Annotated in this window: 9 protein-coding genes; all 9 read left to right on the forward strand. The window is 69.6% G+C overall.

Annotation, left to right across the window (positions count from 1 at the left end):
- Nucleotides 1-3,729 (forward strand): C25 family cysteine peptidase (locus tag VKA86_15160; GenBank protein HKK72548.1); only part of this gene is annotated, 3,729 nt, incomplete at its 5' end.
- A 71-nt stretch (nt 3,730-3,800) separates the two neighbouring features.
- The gene (locus tag VKA86_15165; protein HKK72549.1) at nt 3,801-4,799 is read left to right on the forward strand and encodes a PorV/PorQ family protein; all 999 of its coding nucleotides are present in this window, start codon (nt 3,801-3,803) and stop codon (nt 4,797-4,799) included.
- A 182-nt stretch (nt 4,800-4,981) separates the two neighbouring features.
- Complete coding sequence (locus tag VKA86_15170; GenBank protein HKK72550.1) at nt 4,982-8,410, forward strand: immune inhibitor A domain-containing protein; 3,429 nt, start codon at nt 4,982-4,984, stop codon at nt 8,408-8,410.
- Between the two features lie 8 nt (nt 8,411-8,418).
- Complete coding sequence (locus VKA86_15175; GenBank protein ID HKK72551.1) at nt 8,419-9,405, forward strand: hypothetical protein; 987 nt, start codon at nt 8,419-8,421, stop codon at nt 9,403-9,405.
- Complete coding sequence (locus VKA86_15180) at nt 9,405-10,229, forward strand: hypothetical protein (GenBank protein ID HKK72552.1); 825 nt, start codon at nt 9,405-9,407, stop codon at nt 10,227-10,229. Before VKA86_15175 ends, VKA86_15180 begins: the two co-directional genes overlap by 1 nt.
- A gap of 104 nt (nt 10,230-10,333) precedes the next feature.
- Nucleotides 10,334-11,212 (forward strand): NHL repeat-containing protein, encoded by an 879-nt coding sequence (locus VKA86_15185; protein ID HKK72553.1) that lies wholly within the window; start codon nt 10,334-10,336, stop codon nt 11,210-11,212.
- Between the two features lie 28 nt (nt 11,213-11,240).
- Complete coding sequence (locus VKA86_15190; GenBank protein ID HKK72554.1) at nt 11,241-14,600, forward strand: hypothetical protein; 3,360 nt, start codon at nt 11,241-11,243, stop codon at nt 14,598-14,600.
- Nucleotides 14,587-16,269 carry a POTRA domain-containing protein gene (locus tag VKA86_15195; protein ID HKK72555.1) on the forward strand — a complete coding sequence of 561 codons (1,683 nt, stop codon included), beginning with the start codon at nt 14,587-14,589 and terminating at the stop codon, nt 16,267-16,269. Before VKA86_15190 ends, VKA86_15195 begins: the two co-directional genes overlap by 14 nt.
- 82 nt (nt 16,270-16,351) lie before the next feature.
- Nucleotides 16,352-16,801: NAD-dependent DNA ligase LigA (locus tag VKA86_15200; protein ID HKK72556.1), on the forward strand; the 450-nt coding region annotated here is incomplete at its 3' end.

A 16,801-nucleotide genomic window follows, 5' to 3' on the forward strand; every position in this document is an offset into this window, starting at 1 on the left:
ATGTCGAAGGTCCGCGAAAGCCTCGGGCGCCCCGACGCGGCCTCGGTGACGGTGGAGTTCCGGCACCCGGCCCCCGCCGGCATGCACGCGCGCCTGGCGGAGCGGCGCGCGTTCTCCCGAAGTCCCGGAATCGCTCTCGACACCGACCGGGATCCGTTCGAGCGCACTCTCGCGGCCAGTGTCCAGAACGCCCGGGCCGCACGCGACATGCTGCTGGCAGCCGAGCGACGTGTCCTGGTCGGACCGATCGACGACATCTTCTCGCGTTCCACGCGGTGGATGCGGATCGAACTCTCCGAAGGCGGTTTCCACCGCATCGACTACGGCAGTCTGCGCTCGGCGCTCGGTGCCGACGTCGACCTGATCGATCCCGACACCATCCGGATCTTCGGCGCGCGCCATCGGACGCAGCCCGAGCGGGCGGAGGATCCCACGGCGAGCTGGACCGCCGACTCCCACCTGCGCGAGCGCGCCATCCGCGTCCGCGCCTCGGGCGCGACCTTCGGCCCCAGCGACGAGATCGTGGCCTACCTCCCGGGGCGTTCGGGTTGGTCCGACGAGTTCGATCCCGAGGCGGGATGGCTCGAACAGGACGAGCTGATGACGGCCGACCGGATCGCCTACTGGATGACCTGGGACGAAGCCGGCGGCATACCCGGTGACTTCGACGGCGCGCCCCTGCGGATGGACACAGCGGCGAGCACCCCCGTGGCGAGCGATCGCACGCTGACCGACGTCCGTGTCCGCTCGCACTTCGAGGAGAATCGCTTCGTGGCCTTCGGCCTCGCTCGCGACGACTGGTCGTGGCGGGAACGCATCCAGCCGGGCGAGTCCACGACCTTCGATTTCGCCCTGTCCGACGTGGTCGCCGACAGTGCCGCGTGGTTGAAGATCCGACCGATCGCCAGCCGGGCGGGCAGCTCGGAGAGCGACTTCGCCGCCGAGTACTTCCTCAACGGGGCGTCGCTCGGTGGTGTGCGGACCTGGAACTACACGACGCAGTCCGACCAGACGGGGCGCAACATCCCGGTGTACCGCTTCGGGTCGATCCCGTTGCGTCCGGGCGGGAACAGCCTGACGGTGAGCAACCGCACCGAATCGCCGTCGCCGCGGCTGGTGGTCGACTCGTTCACGCTGCACTGGCGCCGAGCGCTGGAGGTCGGCGCCGATCCCTTGCGTTGGTACGTTCCCGCTCCCGAAGCGCGCAATGAGACCTGGCGCTACGTCGTGACCGACGACCAGGGGCGCCTGGGGACGGCGCTGGTCTTCGACCGCACCGATCCCTGGAGTCCGCGCCTCCTGAGCGGTCCGCAGATCGAGCCCGACGGGTCACGGTTGGAGTTCGAGGTCGACGTCTCCGAAGGTGTGGCGCGCCGCTTCACGGTGATCCTCGACGAACAGCTGCGCGCTCCGTCGTCGCTCGAGCGGCGCCGGCCGCGACTGCTGCGCGACGAGGTGACGACGCCCGCGGGCGATCCGGGCGATGGTTGGGACATGGTGATCCTCTACCCGCCGGTCTTCCGGGACGCGGCCGAGGACATGCGTGACCTGCGGAGCCAGGTCCTCGACGGTCGTTCCGCTCCTCGCGTGACCACCGTCGCGCTGCAGGACGTGTACGACCAGTTCGGACACGGCACCAAGGATCCCGCGGCGATCCGCAACTACTTCAAGTTCCTGTACGAGGTCGATCGTGACTTCTCGTACGCGCTCATGGTGGGCGACGCCAACCGCGACGCCCGCGGCGTGCTGCCGAGCAGCGATCCCGACTTCTGCCCGACCTGGGTGCAGGACTTCTGGCCCGAAGAGGGTGGGTCGAACAACTACGCCGCGGTTCCCTTCGGTCGTGACGACTGGCTCGTCTGCTTCCACGACGATCCTCTGCTCGACTTCCGTCCCTTCGGAATGCAGCTCGACCTGCCGGACGCAGCCATCGGTCGGTTGCCGGTCACGTCGGTCGCCGAGGCCTCGCGCCTGGTGCAACGGATCCTGGACTACGAGTTCGACCCCGCGCCGGGGACCTGGCGCAACCGGGTGCTGCTGGCGGCCGACGACGAGTTCGCACCTCCGAACCGTACGGGTGAGTCGCAACACATCGGCGAGGCCGAGTGTGTGTCCGAGATCGTGCTCCCGCCCGCTCTGGACGTGACGAAGGTCTATCTGACCGAGTACGAGCGCCCCACTCCGAGCGCGGTCAGCAAGCCGGGCGCGCGGCTGGACTTCCGGAAGCGCTGGGACGAGGGCGCGTTGGTGGTCCACTACATCGGGCACGGTTCGCCGTCGCAGATGGCCGACGAGGTCCTGTTCCGGATCGAGGACGTGGCGACACTCGACAACGGCGGTCGACTCCCGTTGTTCCTCGCCTTCAGCTGCGACGTGTCGATCTACGAGGATCCGACCACGCGCAGCATGTCCGAGCAACTCGTGCTCCAGGAAGAAGGCGGGGCCATCGCCACCATCGCCGCGGCCGAGGTGACCTTCAGCAACCTGAACGAGGAACTGACCGAGGCCTTCTACACCGCGCTGTATCCGGATCCCGACGATCCGATCAATCCGGCTCGGCGGCTGACTCGCTCGCAACCGATCGGGCTGGCGCTGCTCGGTGGCAAGTGGAGTGCGCCGGGCGTCCAGTCGTCGACGCTCGCCCAGGGCAACAACGCGAAGTACCTGGTCCTCGGCGATCCGGCGCTGCGGTTGCGCTCGCCGGAGGAGTCGGTCGAACTCGGGGGTGCGCTGAGCGAGTCCTTCCGTTCGGGACAGGAACTCGATCTGGCCGCCGCACTCGAGGCCGTGGCCGCGCGCAACGGGACCTGGTACGTCGAAGCGCGCGAGTCCGCCGATTCGGTGCAGTTCCCGTTGCCGAACGAGCGGACCCTGCCCTACGTGCTCGACGGGGCCGCGTTCTTCCGCGGGACCGGCAGTTTCGACGACAGCTCGCTCGACCTGAACGTTCGCACGCCCGCGGTCATGCGCTTCGGTTCGCAGGGGCGGCTGCGCGTGCTCATGGAGAGCGGCGAGAACCAGTACGTGGGGCTGGCCGAAGGCGTGGATGTGATCCGCGCTCCGGTCGACAGCGACGACTCCGAGGGTCCGAGCATCACCCTGGAGTTCGCGCAGGGCGCGCGCCGGGTGCAGCCGGGCTCGGTGCTGGTGGCGACGATCGAGGATCCGAGTGGGATCAACACGCTGGGCACCACGCCGGCCAACTCCATCCTCTACGAGATCGGCGACACGGGCCTCAGCACCGACGTCACCGAGAGCTTCGCGCTCGACGAGGGGAGCACCACGCGGGGCACGGTGGAGGTACCGCTCCGCGAGATCGAGGCGGGAAACTACACGCTCCGCATGACCGCGAGCGACATGCTCAGCAACGGAGGTAGCTCGGAGATCTCCTTCGAGGTCGTGCCCGGCGGCGACGCCGACATCGGGAATCATGCGCCCGTGCCGAATCCCTTCCGTACGTCGACCCGTTTCGTGGTCGACGTGGTCAGCCCGAGTGGCCTTCCGGCCGATCTCGAGATCGACATCCGCGCCCTCGACGGGTCACCGGTGCGCACACTGCGCATGCGCCTGGATGGGGGCGGGGGGCGCGCCGTCGTCGAGTGGGACGGCCGCGATCGCCGCGGTGACGAGATCGCCAACGGAACGTACCTCTACATCGTGCGCGCGCGCTTCGCGACCGAACCGCCGGTGACCGAGACGAGCACTGGCCGTGTCGTTCTCATGCGTTGAGCGCGTGTGCCGAGGAACCCGATCCCGAACGACCCCGACACCCGACCATTCTTGCAGGAGGACCACACACCATGCACCGCCACCGCAGACTCGGATCGATCCTGCTCGGATCGCTCCTCGTGTTCGCGGCCACGGAGGCCGCCGCGGTCAGCCAGAGCACCGCGATCAGCCTGACCTTCCCGATCGGGGCGCAGTACAGCGCGCTCGGCGAGGCGGGCACCGCCGTGAATCGTGACGTGACCGCCCAGTGGTGGAACCTCGGTGGTTTCGCCTTCGCCGCCGACGAGGGACGGACCCTGCACGGGCACGTCATGTACAGCCGCCTCGTCCCCGATCTGGCCGACGACGTCGCCCTGTACTGGATGGGTGGTGCCGCCTACGTCGAGGGCTGGGGCATGCTCGGTGCATCGCTCACGTTCCTCGATCAGGGCGAACAGATCCAGACGGGTCTCGACGGCACGGCCGGCGACACCTTCAGCTCGTCCGAATGGGCCCTCCAGGGCTCGTACGGTGTGAAGTTCGCCCCGAACATCGGTGTGGGCATCGGCGTGAAGTACGTGCGCATCGACCTCGCGCCGGGCAGTGTGCTGGCCGACCAGGGCGCCAGCGGCAACGGCTCGAGTTGGGCCGCCGATCTCGGCGTGCTGTGGGACGTGACCGACGACGTGCATCTCGGGGGCACGCTCACCAACCTCGGTGGCGACGTGACCTTCGTCGACGAGCAGCAGGCCGACCCCCTGCCGACCAACTACCGCCTGGGCTTCGGCTGGGACGTGTTGAAGACCACACAGAGCCGTCTGACGGTCATCTATGACTACATGGACATGCTGGTCGACGGCGACGAGACGGTCGTCCATGGCGGAGGCGTCGAGTGGACCTACGCCCAGTTGCTGTCGGTGCGGGGTGGCTACAAGTACGACGACGAGGGCGACATCAAGGACATCACGTGGGGCTTCGGCTTCGACCTGGAGCAGGCCATCGGGACGCCGCTGGTCTTCGACTACGCCCGGGTGCCGCAGGCGCAGGACCTCGAGCAGGTCAATCGATTCAGTCTCGGGATGCGCTGGTAGCAGGGGAGCCCACGATGACGCCACGACGAACGACGCGACACGCCCGGGATCGAGGCCGGGTCGGTCGGGTGGGTGCCCGACGGTTCCGGTGTGTCGCGCTGGTGCTCGCCGTGGCGTGTGCGCTGGCAGCGACGACCGGGGCCCACGCAGCGGGCACCGGCTCGGCGGAAAAGGTCCTCCCGGTGCTCGAAGGCACCGACGACGGCCCGCGTCCTCTGTTGCGCGGGCAGCGGTCGGCGGTCGATGCGACCGCATCGGCGCGGTTGGAGCTGCTGCGCGATCGGGCCCGGCAGCGCGGCGAGAGTGCGGCGCGGGTCCGCGAACAGCTCGGCCCGCACGGCATGTCGCGCAAGGGTCTGGCCCGCCGTGACGCCCGTATCCGGCGCCTGTTGCGCTCGGGCGGAATCGCCCAGCCCGAGACGCTGAGCGTCCTGCTGATCCGGATCGGTTTCCGCGAAGACCGCTCGGGCGAACTGACGGCGGTCACCACCGACGGAAACTTCCAGTTGGAGCCGGCCCCCGAGGACACGGTGATCTTCGATCCGCCCCCGCACGACCGGAAGTACTTCGAGTCGCACATGCGCGGTCTGGCCGAGTACTGGGGCAGCATGAGCAACGGGCTGATCCACGTGGAGAGCCAGGTGCTGCCCGAGGGCAACGACGACGCTTATTTCCTCAGTGACATCGCGGACTACGGGCCGGGGTCGGGCGGATCGTGGACGGTCGAACTGCTCGAGAAGCTGGTCCGGGACATGATCCTCGAGGCCGACCGGGGAACGCTGGCCGACGGAAGTGTGCGGTTGGCGGACTTCGACTTCGACGACCCGAACACCTTCATCATCTTCGCCCATGCCGGCGCGGACCTGCAGAGCAACCTGGTCTTCCAGGAAGGGCAGGAGGGCTACTCGCCCAACGACATCCCGACCTTCTTCGTGTCGCTCGGTGACAGCGCGCGGGTGCAGCTGGAGTCGGTCGACAGCGACTCGGGTACGCAGGGTCTGATCACCGAGTGCAGCGTGATTCCCGAAACCACCAACCAGGACGGTCTGGCCGGGAGCATCTCGGCCGCGCTCATGCACGAGTTCGGGCACGCCCTGGGACTTCCCGATCTCTACAGTACGCTCACCGGTCTGCCGACGATCGGCTACTGGGGCATCATGGATTCCGGGACCAATCTCGCGGCGGCGATCGGGATCGACAGCGACGGCGACGAGGCGGCCGACCGGATCGAGATCGTCACGGGGCTCTTGCCACCGGCGGCGAGCGCGTGGACTCGGTGGTACCTGGGCTTCACCGAGGAGATCCGTGTCGGCAGTGATCCGGTGACGGTCGACCTGCCCGCGTCGTACCGGCAGGACACGCGCGAGAAGGTCCTGCGGCTGGACGTCTCTCCCGAGGAGTTCTTCCTGGTCGAGAACCGCTGGATCCCGCCGGTGAGCGAGGGCAACTGGGCGCTGTTCAGCGATCCCGAGACCGGTGTCGTTCTCTACCTCGGAGACTTCGACGCACCCGGCCCCGAGCCGCGCAACACGCACCTCTACGACTTCTTCATGCCCTTCGCGGGTGGGTTGCAGGTGTGGCGCGTCCGTCAGGACCGCGTCGAGGCCTTCGACGCGAACAACTCGGTGCAGGCCTTCCGGGACCGACTCGGCGTGGAACTCATCGAGGCCGACGGCGTGCAGGACGTGGGAGTCTTCGACTTCAACACCCGGGGGTTCATCGGGAGCGACGAGGACTCCTTCCGCGACCTCAGCACCTTCGTCTACGAGACGACCGACAGCACGGGCGCCGTGGGCACGGAGACGATCACCTATCCGCGGACCTCGACCGAACTCACGCCCGACGGCCTCCCGAACAGCCGCAGTACCTTTCGGATCCCGACCGGGGTCCGCCTGAGCGGGATCGGTCCGAGCGACCGCGTGGCCACGCGCGTGACGGCGCGGATCGAGGGACTCTTCGATCCGGGGACCGGAGCCGGATTCCCGGTGGAGCTTCCCGACGCGCCGAACGGCGACGGCGTGCCGACGATCGTCCGGGGCGCGGCGATGAGCCCGGTCCTGGTGGACCTGGGCGGCGAGCCGACGGTGATCGTGGCCGCAACCGTGGCCGATTCGAGCGCGGCCCCGGGCCTCTACGCCTACGGCGTGGACGGGAGCCCGCGCTTCGCGGCCGCGCGTGTGATCGATCTGGCCGGGGAGCCGGCGGGAGCGCTCGCCGTCGTCGCGGGGGATACGCCGCGTGTGGTGACGGTGTCGGACACGGGTGTCCTCGAGGTCTTCTCGCCGACGGTGAACGGTCTGCAACGCGACGTCTCCGCCACCTTCGGCGATTCGGTCGACGTCGGCCCCGTCGTGGTGCAGGACGACGGCGCCACGTGGGTGGCCGCCGGCAATCGGGCGTCGGCCCGGATCGCCCTGTGGCGGCTCGACGGGGGATCTCTCGTCGACGACACCCTGATCGAGCCGGATCCCGCCAACGGCGTCCTGAGATCGAATCTCGTCGTGCACCGATGGGGTGGGGTCGATCATCTGGCCGCGATCACCGACGGCGGTGTCTGGACCTGGAACGCGACGGACGGTGCGCGGTCGGAGCCGACGGCAGAGCCCTTCGGTCACGACGGACGCCTCGTTGCGTGGCCGGACGGAGAGGACGACCGGCGCCTGGTCTTCGCCGACACCACCGGAGCCGTGATCGAGGTCGTGCGGCAGGCCGACGACACCTGGACGCGGTCGGAGTTCGGTGATCCGCTCGACGCCGCACCGGTGGGCGACCTGGCCGTGGCGGATCTCGACGGCGACGGGCGCAACGACCTGGTGTTGTGCAGTGAATCGTGGATCTCGGCCCGTCACACGTCGGGCGTCGAGATCGTCGGCTTCCCGAAGCGTCTGTCGGATCACTACGTGGTCACCGACCCCTTCCCCGACGAGGTCGCCAGTGGGCCGCTGGTCGCCGACGTCGACGGCGACGGGCGCAACGAGGTCGCGTTCGTGAGCACCTACGGACTCCTGCAGGCGGTGGACACCGACGGCGGGCCGACGCCCGGTTTCCCGAAGCGGGTGGCCGGAGGCGGTGTCGTGGCTCCGCTGATCACCGATCTCGAGGTCGGCGACGAGCTGCGGCGCGCGGTGTTCCTGTTCGACGCCCTCGGCGACACCCTGGACTCCGGATGGCGCACCTTGTCGGCGCGGCTGACGGCCGTGGATCTCGGGCCGCGGGCGGTCGCGGCGCAGAGCCCCTCGGAATGGTTGCTCCGCGGCGGCGACGTGCGTCGGTCGGGGCGCGGCAGCCTGGGCAGTCCGGCCGGTGGAGCCGACGAGGCGGTGGCGAACGCCGCACCCGCGGTCTGGCCGAACCCCGTGCGGGGCGAGACGGGAGCCCGCGCGACCGTTCGCTTCTTCAGCGGCAGCCCGCACGATGCGGAACTCGTCGTGTACAACCTCGAGGGCCAGGAGGTGCGCTCGGTGCGCCGATCGATCGACGACGACGGCGTCCCGGTGTCGGTGGAGTTCGACACCACGGGTCTGCACTCGGGAGCCTATCTGTGTCGTCTGGACTACGTGGGCGCCCGCGGGCGCACCACCGACGTCATGACCCTCTACATCGAACGGTGAAGGACACGATGAAGCTGCAGTCGATCCCGTCCGTGTTGCTCGTCCTGTGCATCGTGTCGACGGCGAACATCGCGGGCGCGGGGGAACTGGGAGTGATCGAGCGCGACCTCCTCGCCCCGGCACCGACCGACGGCCGCCCTCGCGTGGATCTGGGTTCGGTCGATCCCGCGATGCTGCTCCAGCAGGATTCGTCGGACGCGCAATGGGAGGGTGGCGGCGTCGCCGACACCGCGGCGCCCCGGCGTTGGTGGGCCGTGCTCGCCTCGGCGGCCGTGCCGGGTCTGGGGGAGACCCTCACCGGCTACTACCTGCGCGGCGGCGCCCTGATCGCGGCCGACGTCGCCGTCTGGGCCGTGTGGTTCGACAAGAACGCCGAGGGCGACGACCTCGAGGAAGAGTACCGTGCCTTCGCCCTGGAGCACTGGAGCGAGGAGCAGTGGAAGGCGAGCGTCGGGGGAACACCCGACAGCGGCATCGACGAGAACTTCCGCCTTTGGGCCGAGGACGTGGGCGCGACCGATGCCGAGACCTTCCTGGACATCCCGCTGTGGGTCTCGCGCGAGGACGACGAGCGCGAGTGGTTCGAGAACCTGGGCAAGTGGGACGTCTTCGCCTGGGGTTGGCGCGAGTTCTGGGACCCCGCCTGGAACGAGGAGAACAACTTCGAGGTCACGCGCGGCGGGGCCTACCGACCGCAGCCCGACGATCCCGGAACCTGGTTCGAGTCCGACGATCCCTTCGCCACGCCGCTGCGCCGCACCTACCAGGCCATGCGCAACGAGAGCAACGACGCCTTCGAAACGCGCGACACGCTGACCAACGTCGCGCTGCTCACGCGCGTGTTCAGCTTGTTGCAGATGGCCTACCTGGAGGGGTTCATCGGCAACCGTTACGATCGATCCGTCCCCGAGAGCGAAGGCCCGGTGTCCCGCGGCCCCTCGGTCCGGCCCTTCGGGGTCAGTGGGGCGAGCCTCGCCTGGAAGGTGACCTACTGATGATGCGCGCAGCCCTCGTGACTGGTCTTCTCGCCGTTTCGGTGTCCACGGCCGCGAACGCGAGCGCTGTGGCCGACGGTGGCCAAGCCCGCTCGAGACTCGAGTCGGTCTCGCGCGAAGCCGTGCTGGCGACCACGCCGCAGTCCGACCCCGCGCTCATGCAGGCCGAGCCGTCCTTGCTGCAGGATCGTCTGCAGCGGATCGGGCACGGTGCCTGGTCCCTTCTGATCCCGGGATGGAGTCAGTACCGGGCCGGGCACACGAAGCGGGCCATCGCCTTCGCCTCGGTCGAGGCCGCGGTGTGGGGTACCTGGATCTTCAGCGAGATGCAGGGACGCCACCGCGAGGACCGCTACGAGGAGTTCGCCGGCATCTTCGCCGGTGTCGACTCCGGTCGCGACGACGACGAGTACTGGCGTTCGGTCGGCGTGTACGTCGACTCGGAGGAGTTCAACGCGCAGGTCCGCCGCGAGAATCGCGCCGCCGCTCAGGAACAGGAACTGAACGGTGAGCCGGTGACGGTGGGACTGAACGACGGCACGATCCCCGAGTCCGACAGTTGGGAGTGGAACAGTGAGCGACGCCGGCGCGAATACCTGCAGCGCCGGTCGGATGCGATCTCGGCCTACGATCGCGCCGACTTCGTGCTGTTGTTCGCGCTCCTGAACCGCGTCGTGGCCTTCGCCGATGCGGTTCGCAGCGGGCCCGTCGGCGCCGCGGAGCCGCAGGGGTTGATCGAGGCCCGTGGATTCTCGGTCGACGTGGACTTCGATCCCACGCCGACCGACCCATCGGCCACGCTCCTTCTGGGGCGGAGCTTCTGATCGGCGCCGCGGGCGGATCGGCCCGGCTCGCGGCCGCGAGCCTGCTGGGCAGCCTGCTGCTGCTGCCGGCGTGCCGGCCTGCCCACGTGCCCGTTCCCGAGGACGTGCTGCGATCGACCGATCCGGTCGTGCCGACCGATTTCCAGGTCGTCGACGTGATCGAGAGCCGGCGCGACGCACCCTGGGGTGCCATCAGTGCGCCGACCGCGGTGGCGGTCCTGCCCGACGCGCGCTTCTTCCTGGCCGACAGCGCCAGGGGCATCATCCATCACTTCGATCGCGACGGGCTGTACGTGGGCGGGCTCGACGGCCCTTCGAACCTGGTTCCGATCGACCTCGTCGAACACGGACTGCTGCTCTTCGTCCTCGACGCCGCCGAACGTCGCGTGCTGCGGTTCACTGCCGACGGGGTGTTCCGCGACGTGTTCCTCGACGTGCGTCAGCTCACCCGGCGCAACACCATCGATCCGTCGGCACTGGCCATCGACCGCGACGGGCGCGTCGCAGTGGCCGACGCGCGGAACCACGAGGTGCTGGTCACCGGTCCGTTCCTCGACCTCGACGTGGTCGTAGCCGAGTGGGGGAGCTTCGACGGGCAGATCGACACCCCCGTCGGTGTGGCCTTCGGCCTCGACGGAATCCTGTACGTCGCCGATCGGGGCAATCGCCGGGTACAGGCCTTCGACCGCAACGGTGTGTTCCTGCTCGGAACGCGGTCGATCGACGAGATCGACCCACAACTGATCGCGCCGACGGGGATCGCGTGCGACCGGTGGGGCAATGTGTACGTGGCGGACACCGGGGGACAGCACGTGGTCGTGTTCTCGCCCGATCTGCAGGTCATCGATCGCATCGGAACCGACGAGTTCGACGACGGGCGCCTGCGAAGACCGGTGGACTGCGCGATCGGTCCCGACGACCGCCTGTACGTGGCCGACGATCAGCGCAAGGCCCTGGTCGTCTACGAGATCGTGTACCCCTGAGCCGACCCGGTCCGCGGGAGGGGGCGGTGTGCGCACGCGCGTGATCGTCGTCGTCGTCGTGCTCGCCGGCGTGTGGTCCGGTGTCGCGGGGGCTGCGGCCTCGACCGATTCGCTGCAGTGGCGGGGGCCGTCGTCGCTGGCCGTCCGCACCGACACCCTGCGGGTGGACGCCCTGCAGGTCCGTCTGGATCTGACCCGACGTCCCGTGGTCGAAGTGCTCGAGCTGCGGATCGACGGGCATCGCGTAGGAGCCGAGAGCTACCGCGTGCTCGGTCCCGCCGGTGCCGTCGTGTTGCGGCAGGCCCGTCCCACCGACGCGCGGGTCGTCGTCCGGTACCGCTTCGACCCGGTCCGTCTGCCGGGCTTCGTCCAGTTGCGCGAACCCCTCGACGATCGGGTCGACGAACCCACGACCACCGGCGTCCGGGCGCCGCGCGACACCACTCGTACGCAGCGATCGCCGGGTCTGCTGAACATCCGCGGCAGCAAGACGGTGAGCGTCCAGGGCGGCACCAACCGCGACGCCACCGTCGACCAGGGCCTGAACCTGTCGGTCACCGGCAGACTCACCGAGACCATCGGGGTCCGCGCCGAGATCAGCGACGAGAACCTGCCGATCACTCCCGAGGGCAACACGGAGGAACTGAGTGATCTGGACCAGGTGCGGATCGAGCTCTTCGGGTCGCGCGGCCGTGCGACGCTCGGCGACTTCCGGGTCGATCGACGCCTCGGCCGTTTCGTCCCCTACAGCCGCAAGTTGCAGGGACTGAACCTCGAGGGCTACGACCGGCGGGCCCGCGTGGAGTTCATCGGGGGCGCACCGCAGGGTCGCCGCATCGAGGTCGAGATCTTCGGGCGCGAGGCGGTGCAGGGTCCCTACGAGTTGCTGGACGTTCGACAGGTCGGAACCACCTTCATCGTCGCGGGTAGCGAGCAGGTGTGGGTGAACGGCGAACGCGTCACCCGCGGCGAGGACCAGGACTACACGGTGGACTACGTGCGGGGCACGATCACCTTCACGTCTCGGCGCCCGATCGACGCCACCACGCGCATCGCCATCGACTACGAGGCCGCCGACACGGGATACCGGCGCAACGTGGTGGGAGCCCGGGTCGACAGCGTGGGCGTGGGCGACCTTCGCTTCGGGCTGGTGGCCCTGCGCGAGGGCGACGATCCCGACCGGCCGCGGGATCGATCGCTCGAGGACTCCGAGATCGCGGTGCTCGAGGCGGCCGGGGACGATCCCGAGGCCGCACGCAGTGCGGGCGTGCGGCGGACCGATCCGGGCGAGGGGGCCTACGAGGAACGCTTCACCGGTGACGGCGTGCGCTTCTTCGCCCTGGCCGACAGCAACGGTGGCGATTTCGACGTCGACTTCCTCTTCGTGGGTCCAGGGGAGGGATCGTATCGGGTCCTCGGCGCGAACGCCGAGGGAGAGTTGACCTACGAGTACGTGGGCCCCGGACAGGGTGACTACGCGATCGGTCGAGCGCTTCCCCTGCCCGCGGTGACCGACGTCATCGTGGCCCACGGGCAGTGGGGCCGCGACGAGACCACGGGCTACGTACGCGCCGAGGTCGACCGTACGGCGCACGACGCGAACCGGTTCAGCCCGCTCGACGACGGTGACAACGCGGGATCGGCCTACGGGCTCGAGTTCCTCACCCCGCGACTCTTCGGCGAAGCCGACGACGACACCGGACTCCGGTTGCGAGGTCGCGCGGAGCGCATCGAGGACCGCTTCTTCGCGCTCGGTCGTCTGCGTGCGCCCTTCTTCTACGAAGCCTGGAATCTGCAGGACGAGAGACGCGACGCCGCCGAGGATCACGTCGATCTCGGGGGTGAGTGGAAGGGGGACGAGCGCCGCGTGGACGCAGCCTGGCAGCTCCTCGATCGCGGTGCGGACTACAGCGGTCAACGGTGGACGACGACCGGTGCGGGACGACTGCTCGGTCCCGTCCACTTCCGCCACGCCCTGGCGTCCACGCGGGCCGATCGTCGGGGTGGCGGGGCCAGCGATCGCGACGACAGGCGCGTGCGTCTGCAGTGGAGTGACCGGGGTTGGATCCCATTCGTCGAGTTGCGCTCGGAGCGCTTCGAAGACCGTCGCCAGGAACGGGCACGCGGGTACCGCAGCGGAACGGTCGAGCTCGGCAGTGAATGGACCGGTCTGGGAGCCCTGGCCTGGACGCACGAGGTCGCCGACTCCCTCGACAGCGACGGTTCCGGCTTCGACTTCGCCCGCGACGTCAGCCAGGTCCGCGGGCGCCTCGGCCTGGGTGGTGCGGACTCGCGCTTCGACGTCGACGTGACATGGCGGCGAGCGGAGCTGCCCGGCGACGTGGCCGAGACCACGCGTCTGGCCGCCATCGGCTACGACCGCCGCGACCGGCAGCGCGGATACTCCCTCGATCTGGACTATCGGGTGAGCAACGAACAGAACCGCGTGCTCGGCCGCGAGATCGTCTTCGTGGGCATCGGCGAGGGTGACTTCGACATCGAGGGCAACCCGGTGGGGGTGAACCAGGGTGACTACGACGTGGTCTTCACTCCGACCGACAGCCTCGTGCGCGCGACCGAGGTCGAGTGGTCGGCGCGACTCGACGTGCAACCCAACACGACGCGCTTCGGAGGCTTCGGCAACTCGCTGTTGTGGCAAGTGACCGAGCGCAGTCGGACCGACGACACCACGCGCCTCCTGATGCTCGATCCCGGCGTGTTGCGCGATCCCGACGTGACGCTCTTCGGCGAGCAGCGGCTGCGCAACGAGTTGACGCTGCTGCGACGCATCCGGCGCTTCGACCTGCGCATCGACCACGAACGACGCGACGGTCTGGACCAACGTTTCCGGGAGGGCGTCGAGGAGCGGCGCAACCGGCTGACCGAGGCGCGTCTCGAGAGCGAACTGGCCTCGGGATTCGCCCTGCGACTGGAAGTGGGAACGGAGACGCGTGAGCGGTCGTCGACCGACACCACGAATCCCCTGCGGCGCAGCTACGAAGTCGAGGACCTGTCGATGGCCACGGCCCTTCGGTGGCGACGTGACCGCTCGACGCGGATGGAACTCGAAGGACGGTGGACCGACCGGAGCGAGGCGATCGCCGAGATCGAACAGACGATCCTGGCCGTGTCGCCGTCGTTCACCACGGGTCTGCTCGGCCTGCAGGCCACGGTGCAGGCGCGCTTCGCCGACGTCCGGGAGGCCGACGAGGTGACCGTGAATCGACCGTTCTTCTTCGAGCGGCCCGGGACGCAGCGTTCGGCATCGTTCCGCTTGCAGTGGGGTGGCCGTGGGGATCTGTCGGTGAGTCTGCGGTACTCGGTCCGGGACGAGCCCGACCGGCCGGTGCGTCAGGACCTGGGGGTGGAGACGCGTGCGCGCTTCTAGGGCATGGTGGATCGTCGGCCTCCTGTGGCTCGTGGCGACGGACGTTTCCGCCGCCACGACACTGGTCGTCGGCGACGACGAGGCGGCCCAGGTGCTCCGCGACCGACTGGTGGTGCCGGCGCACCAGGACGCCGCCGGTCGCGCCTACGAGGTGCTGCGCTCCGAGGGCTGGTTGTGGGCACGGGTGGCCGTGACCACGCGCGGCGACACGACCCGCGTCCGGGTCGACCCCGGGCGCCGAGCCCGGGTCGGCACGCTGCAGGTGCGCTCCACCGACGACGAGCTGGCCCGTGTCTGGCGCGAGGCCGCCGCTCTGGGCGAGGGCGTGCTGCTGCGGCCTTCGCGCTTCGAGGCCGCTCTGCGCCGCGGGCTGCGCGCCGTGGGCGAACGGGGTCATCCCTTCGCCAGCGCGACCGTCGTCGAGCAGACGGCGGACCCGGCCACCGGCCGGGTCGCGCTGACGGTGTCACTGGTCACCGGACCGCGCCGCCGCATCGGCGCGGTGGTCGTCGAGGGCGCCACGCACACCCGGCCCGACGTGCTCGCCCGCTTGAGCGGTCTGGAGGTCGGAGACTGGGTGCGCGAGTCGACGCTCGAGGAGTCCCGTGCCCGGTTGGAGGGGCGTTCGCACCTGGTGCGTTCGGTCGAGGCGGTGGGTCTGCGTCCGCGACCGGGTGAGCCCGACGAGGTCGACGTGGTGCTCCGGGTCGAGCAGGCGCCGACCACGGGGTCGTTCTCGGCTGCCATCGGCGCGGTGCGCGACGACGAGGACGAGACCCGGATCAGCGGGAGCGTCGACCTCGTGCTGCTCGACCTGTTCGGGACGGCGCGCGCCTTCACGGGCCGCTGGAGCGACGACGGGCGTTCGCGCCGACGGCTCGACGTCTCGTACCTCGAGCCCGCCGTCTTCGGAACGGGGCTGGACCTGAGGGTCGAGGCCGGCCAGCGGCACGAGGACGACGGCTTCGACCTGGTCCGGGGAGACCTGCGTGTCGAGCTGCCGGACGCATCGGGGCGTCTGCTCTCGTTCTCGATCGGAGCCGACCGGACCACCTTCTTCGGCCAGCAGGGCCGGGTGCGACTGCGGCAGCGCTTCGGCGGGAGTGTGGGCTTCGCCGCGGATCGCCCGCGTTCACGTGGGTTCTACGGGACCTTCCGTTCGGCGGTCGAGGCAGCGCGGGTGGTCGACCGTCTCCGTGACCCCGAGGGTGACGACAGCGTCGAGGCGACGATCGCGCAGACCCTCGTCGAATTCGACGGTCGCCTGGCCAGCGCCTTCGGTCGCAACGTGGCCGTGGCCCTCGACCTCCACTGGAGATCCACCGAGACGGGTGATCTTCCGCTGCCCCGGAGCGAGCAGTGGGCATTGGGCGGCGCCACCACCGTGCGGGGCTACGCCGAGGAACGCTTCCTGGGCGAGCGCGTGGCGTGGGGCGGGGGCGAGGTCGTCCTGGGCCCGGCCGACGGCGGTCAGGGCTTCCTGTTCCTCGACCTGGGCTGGGTGCAGACGACGCGCGAGGACGACGTCGACGAGCAGTGGTTGCGCGGCTTCGGGGTCGGGCTGCGCTCGCCGACGACGCTCGGGGCCATCGACCTGAGCCTGGGCTTCGCCGAGCGGGTCGGCTTCGACGCGGGCAAGCTCCACCTGGTGCTCGTGCGGGGATTCTGAGCCGAGATCGGCCCCTGGCCACCGCGGGCGGCTTCTGGCATCTTCACGCTTCGTCCAGCTTCCCGCCGAGGAGCCGCCGACCGTGGATGCCGATCCCCGAATCGACTTCGACACCGCGCGCGACCGCGTGGCCTGGCTGCGGGCCGAGATCCGCCGTCACGACCAGCTCTACTACGTGAAGGCGAAGCCGCAGATCTCCGATCGTGAGTACGACGCCCTGGTCGAAGAACTCACGGGACTGGAGCGACGTTTCCCGGAGCTGCGGACCGAGGACTCGCCGACGCAGAGGGTGGGCAGCGATCTGGCCGGATCGTTCGAGCGCGTCGAACACTCGGTCCCGATGATCTCGCTGGCCAACAGCTACGACGCCGACGAGGTCGTCGCCTTCCACCAGAGGCTCACGCGACTGCTGGGCGAAGAACCCGAGGGGTACGTGGTGGAACCGAAGATCGACGGGGTCGCCGCGGCGCTCCGGTACCGCGACGGCGCCCTGGCGTTGGGCATCACCCGCGGGGACGGCACGCGTGGCGAC

It is taken from the genome of Candidatus Krumholzibacteriia bacterium, from assembly GCA_035268685.1.
In the GTDB taxonomy this organism is placed as follows: Bacteria; Krumholzibacteriota; Krumholzibacteriia; order JAJRXK01; family JAJRXK01; genus JAJRXK01.

Coding starts and splice junctions, on each gene's coding strand:
- VKA86_15180 (HKK72552.1), top strand. CDS start 9,405: ATGATGCGCGCAGCCCTCGTGACTGGTCTTCTCGCCGTTTCGGTGTCC.
- VKA86_15175 (HKK72551.1), top strand. CDS start 8,419: ATGAAGCTGCAGTCGATCCCGTCCGTGTTGCTCGTCCTGTGCATCGTG.
- VKA86_15165 (HKK72549.1), top strand. CDS start 3,801: ATGCACCGCCACCGCAGACTCGGATCGATCCTGCTCGGATCGCTCCTC.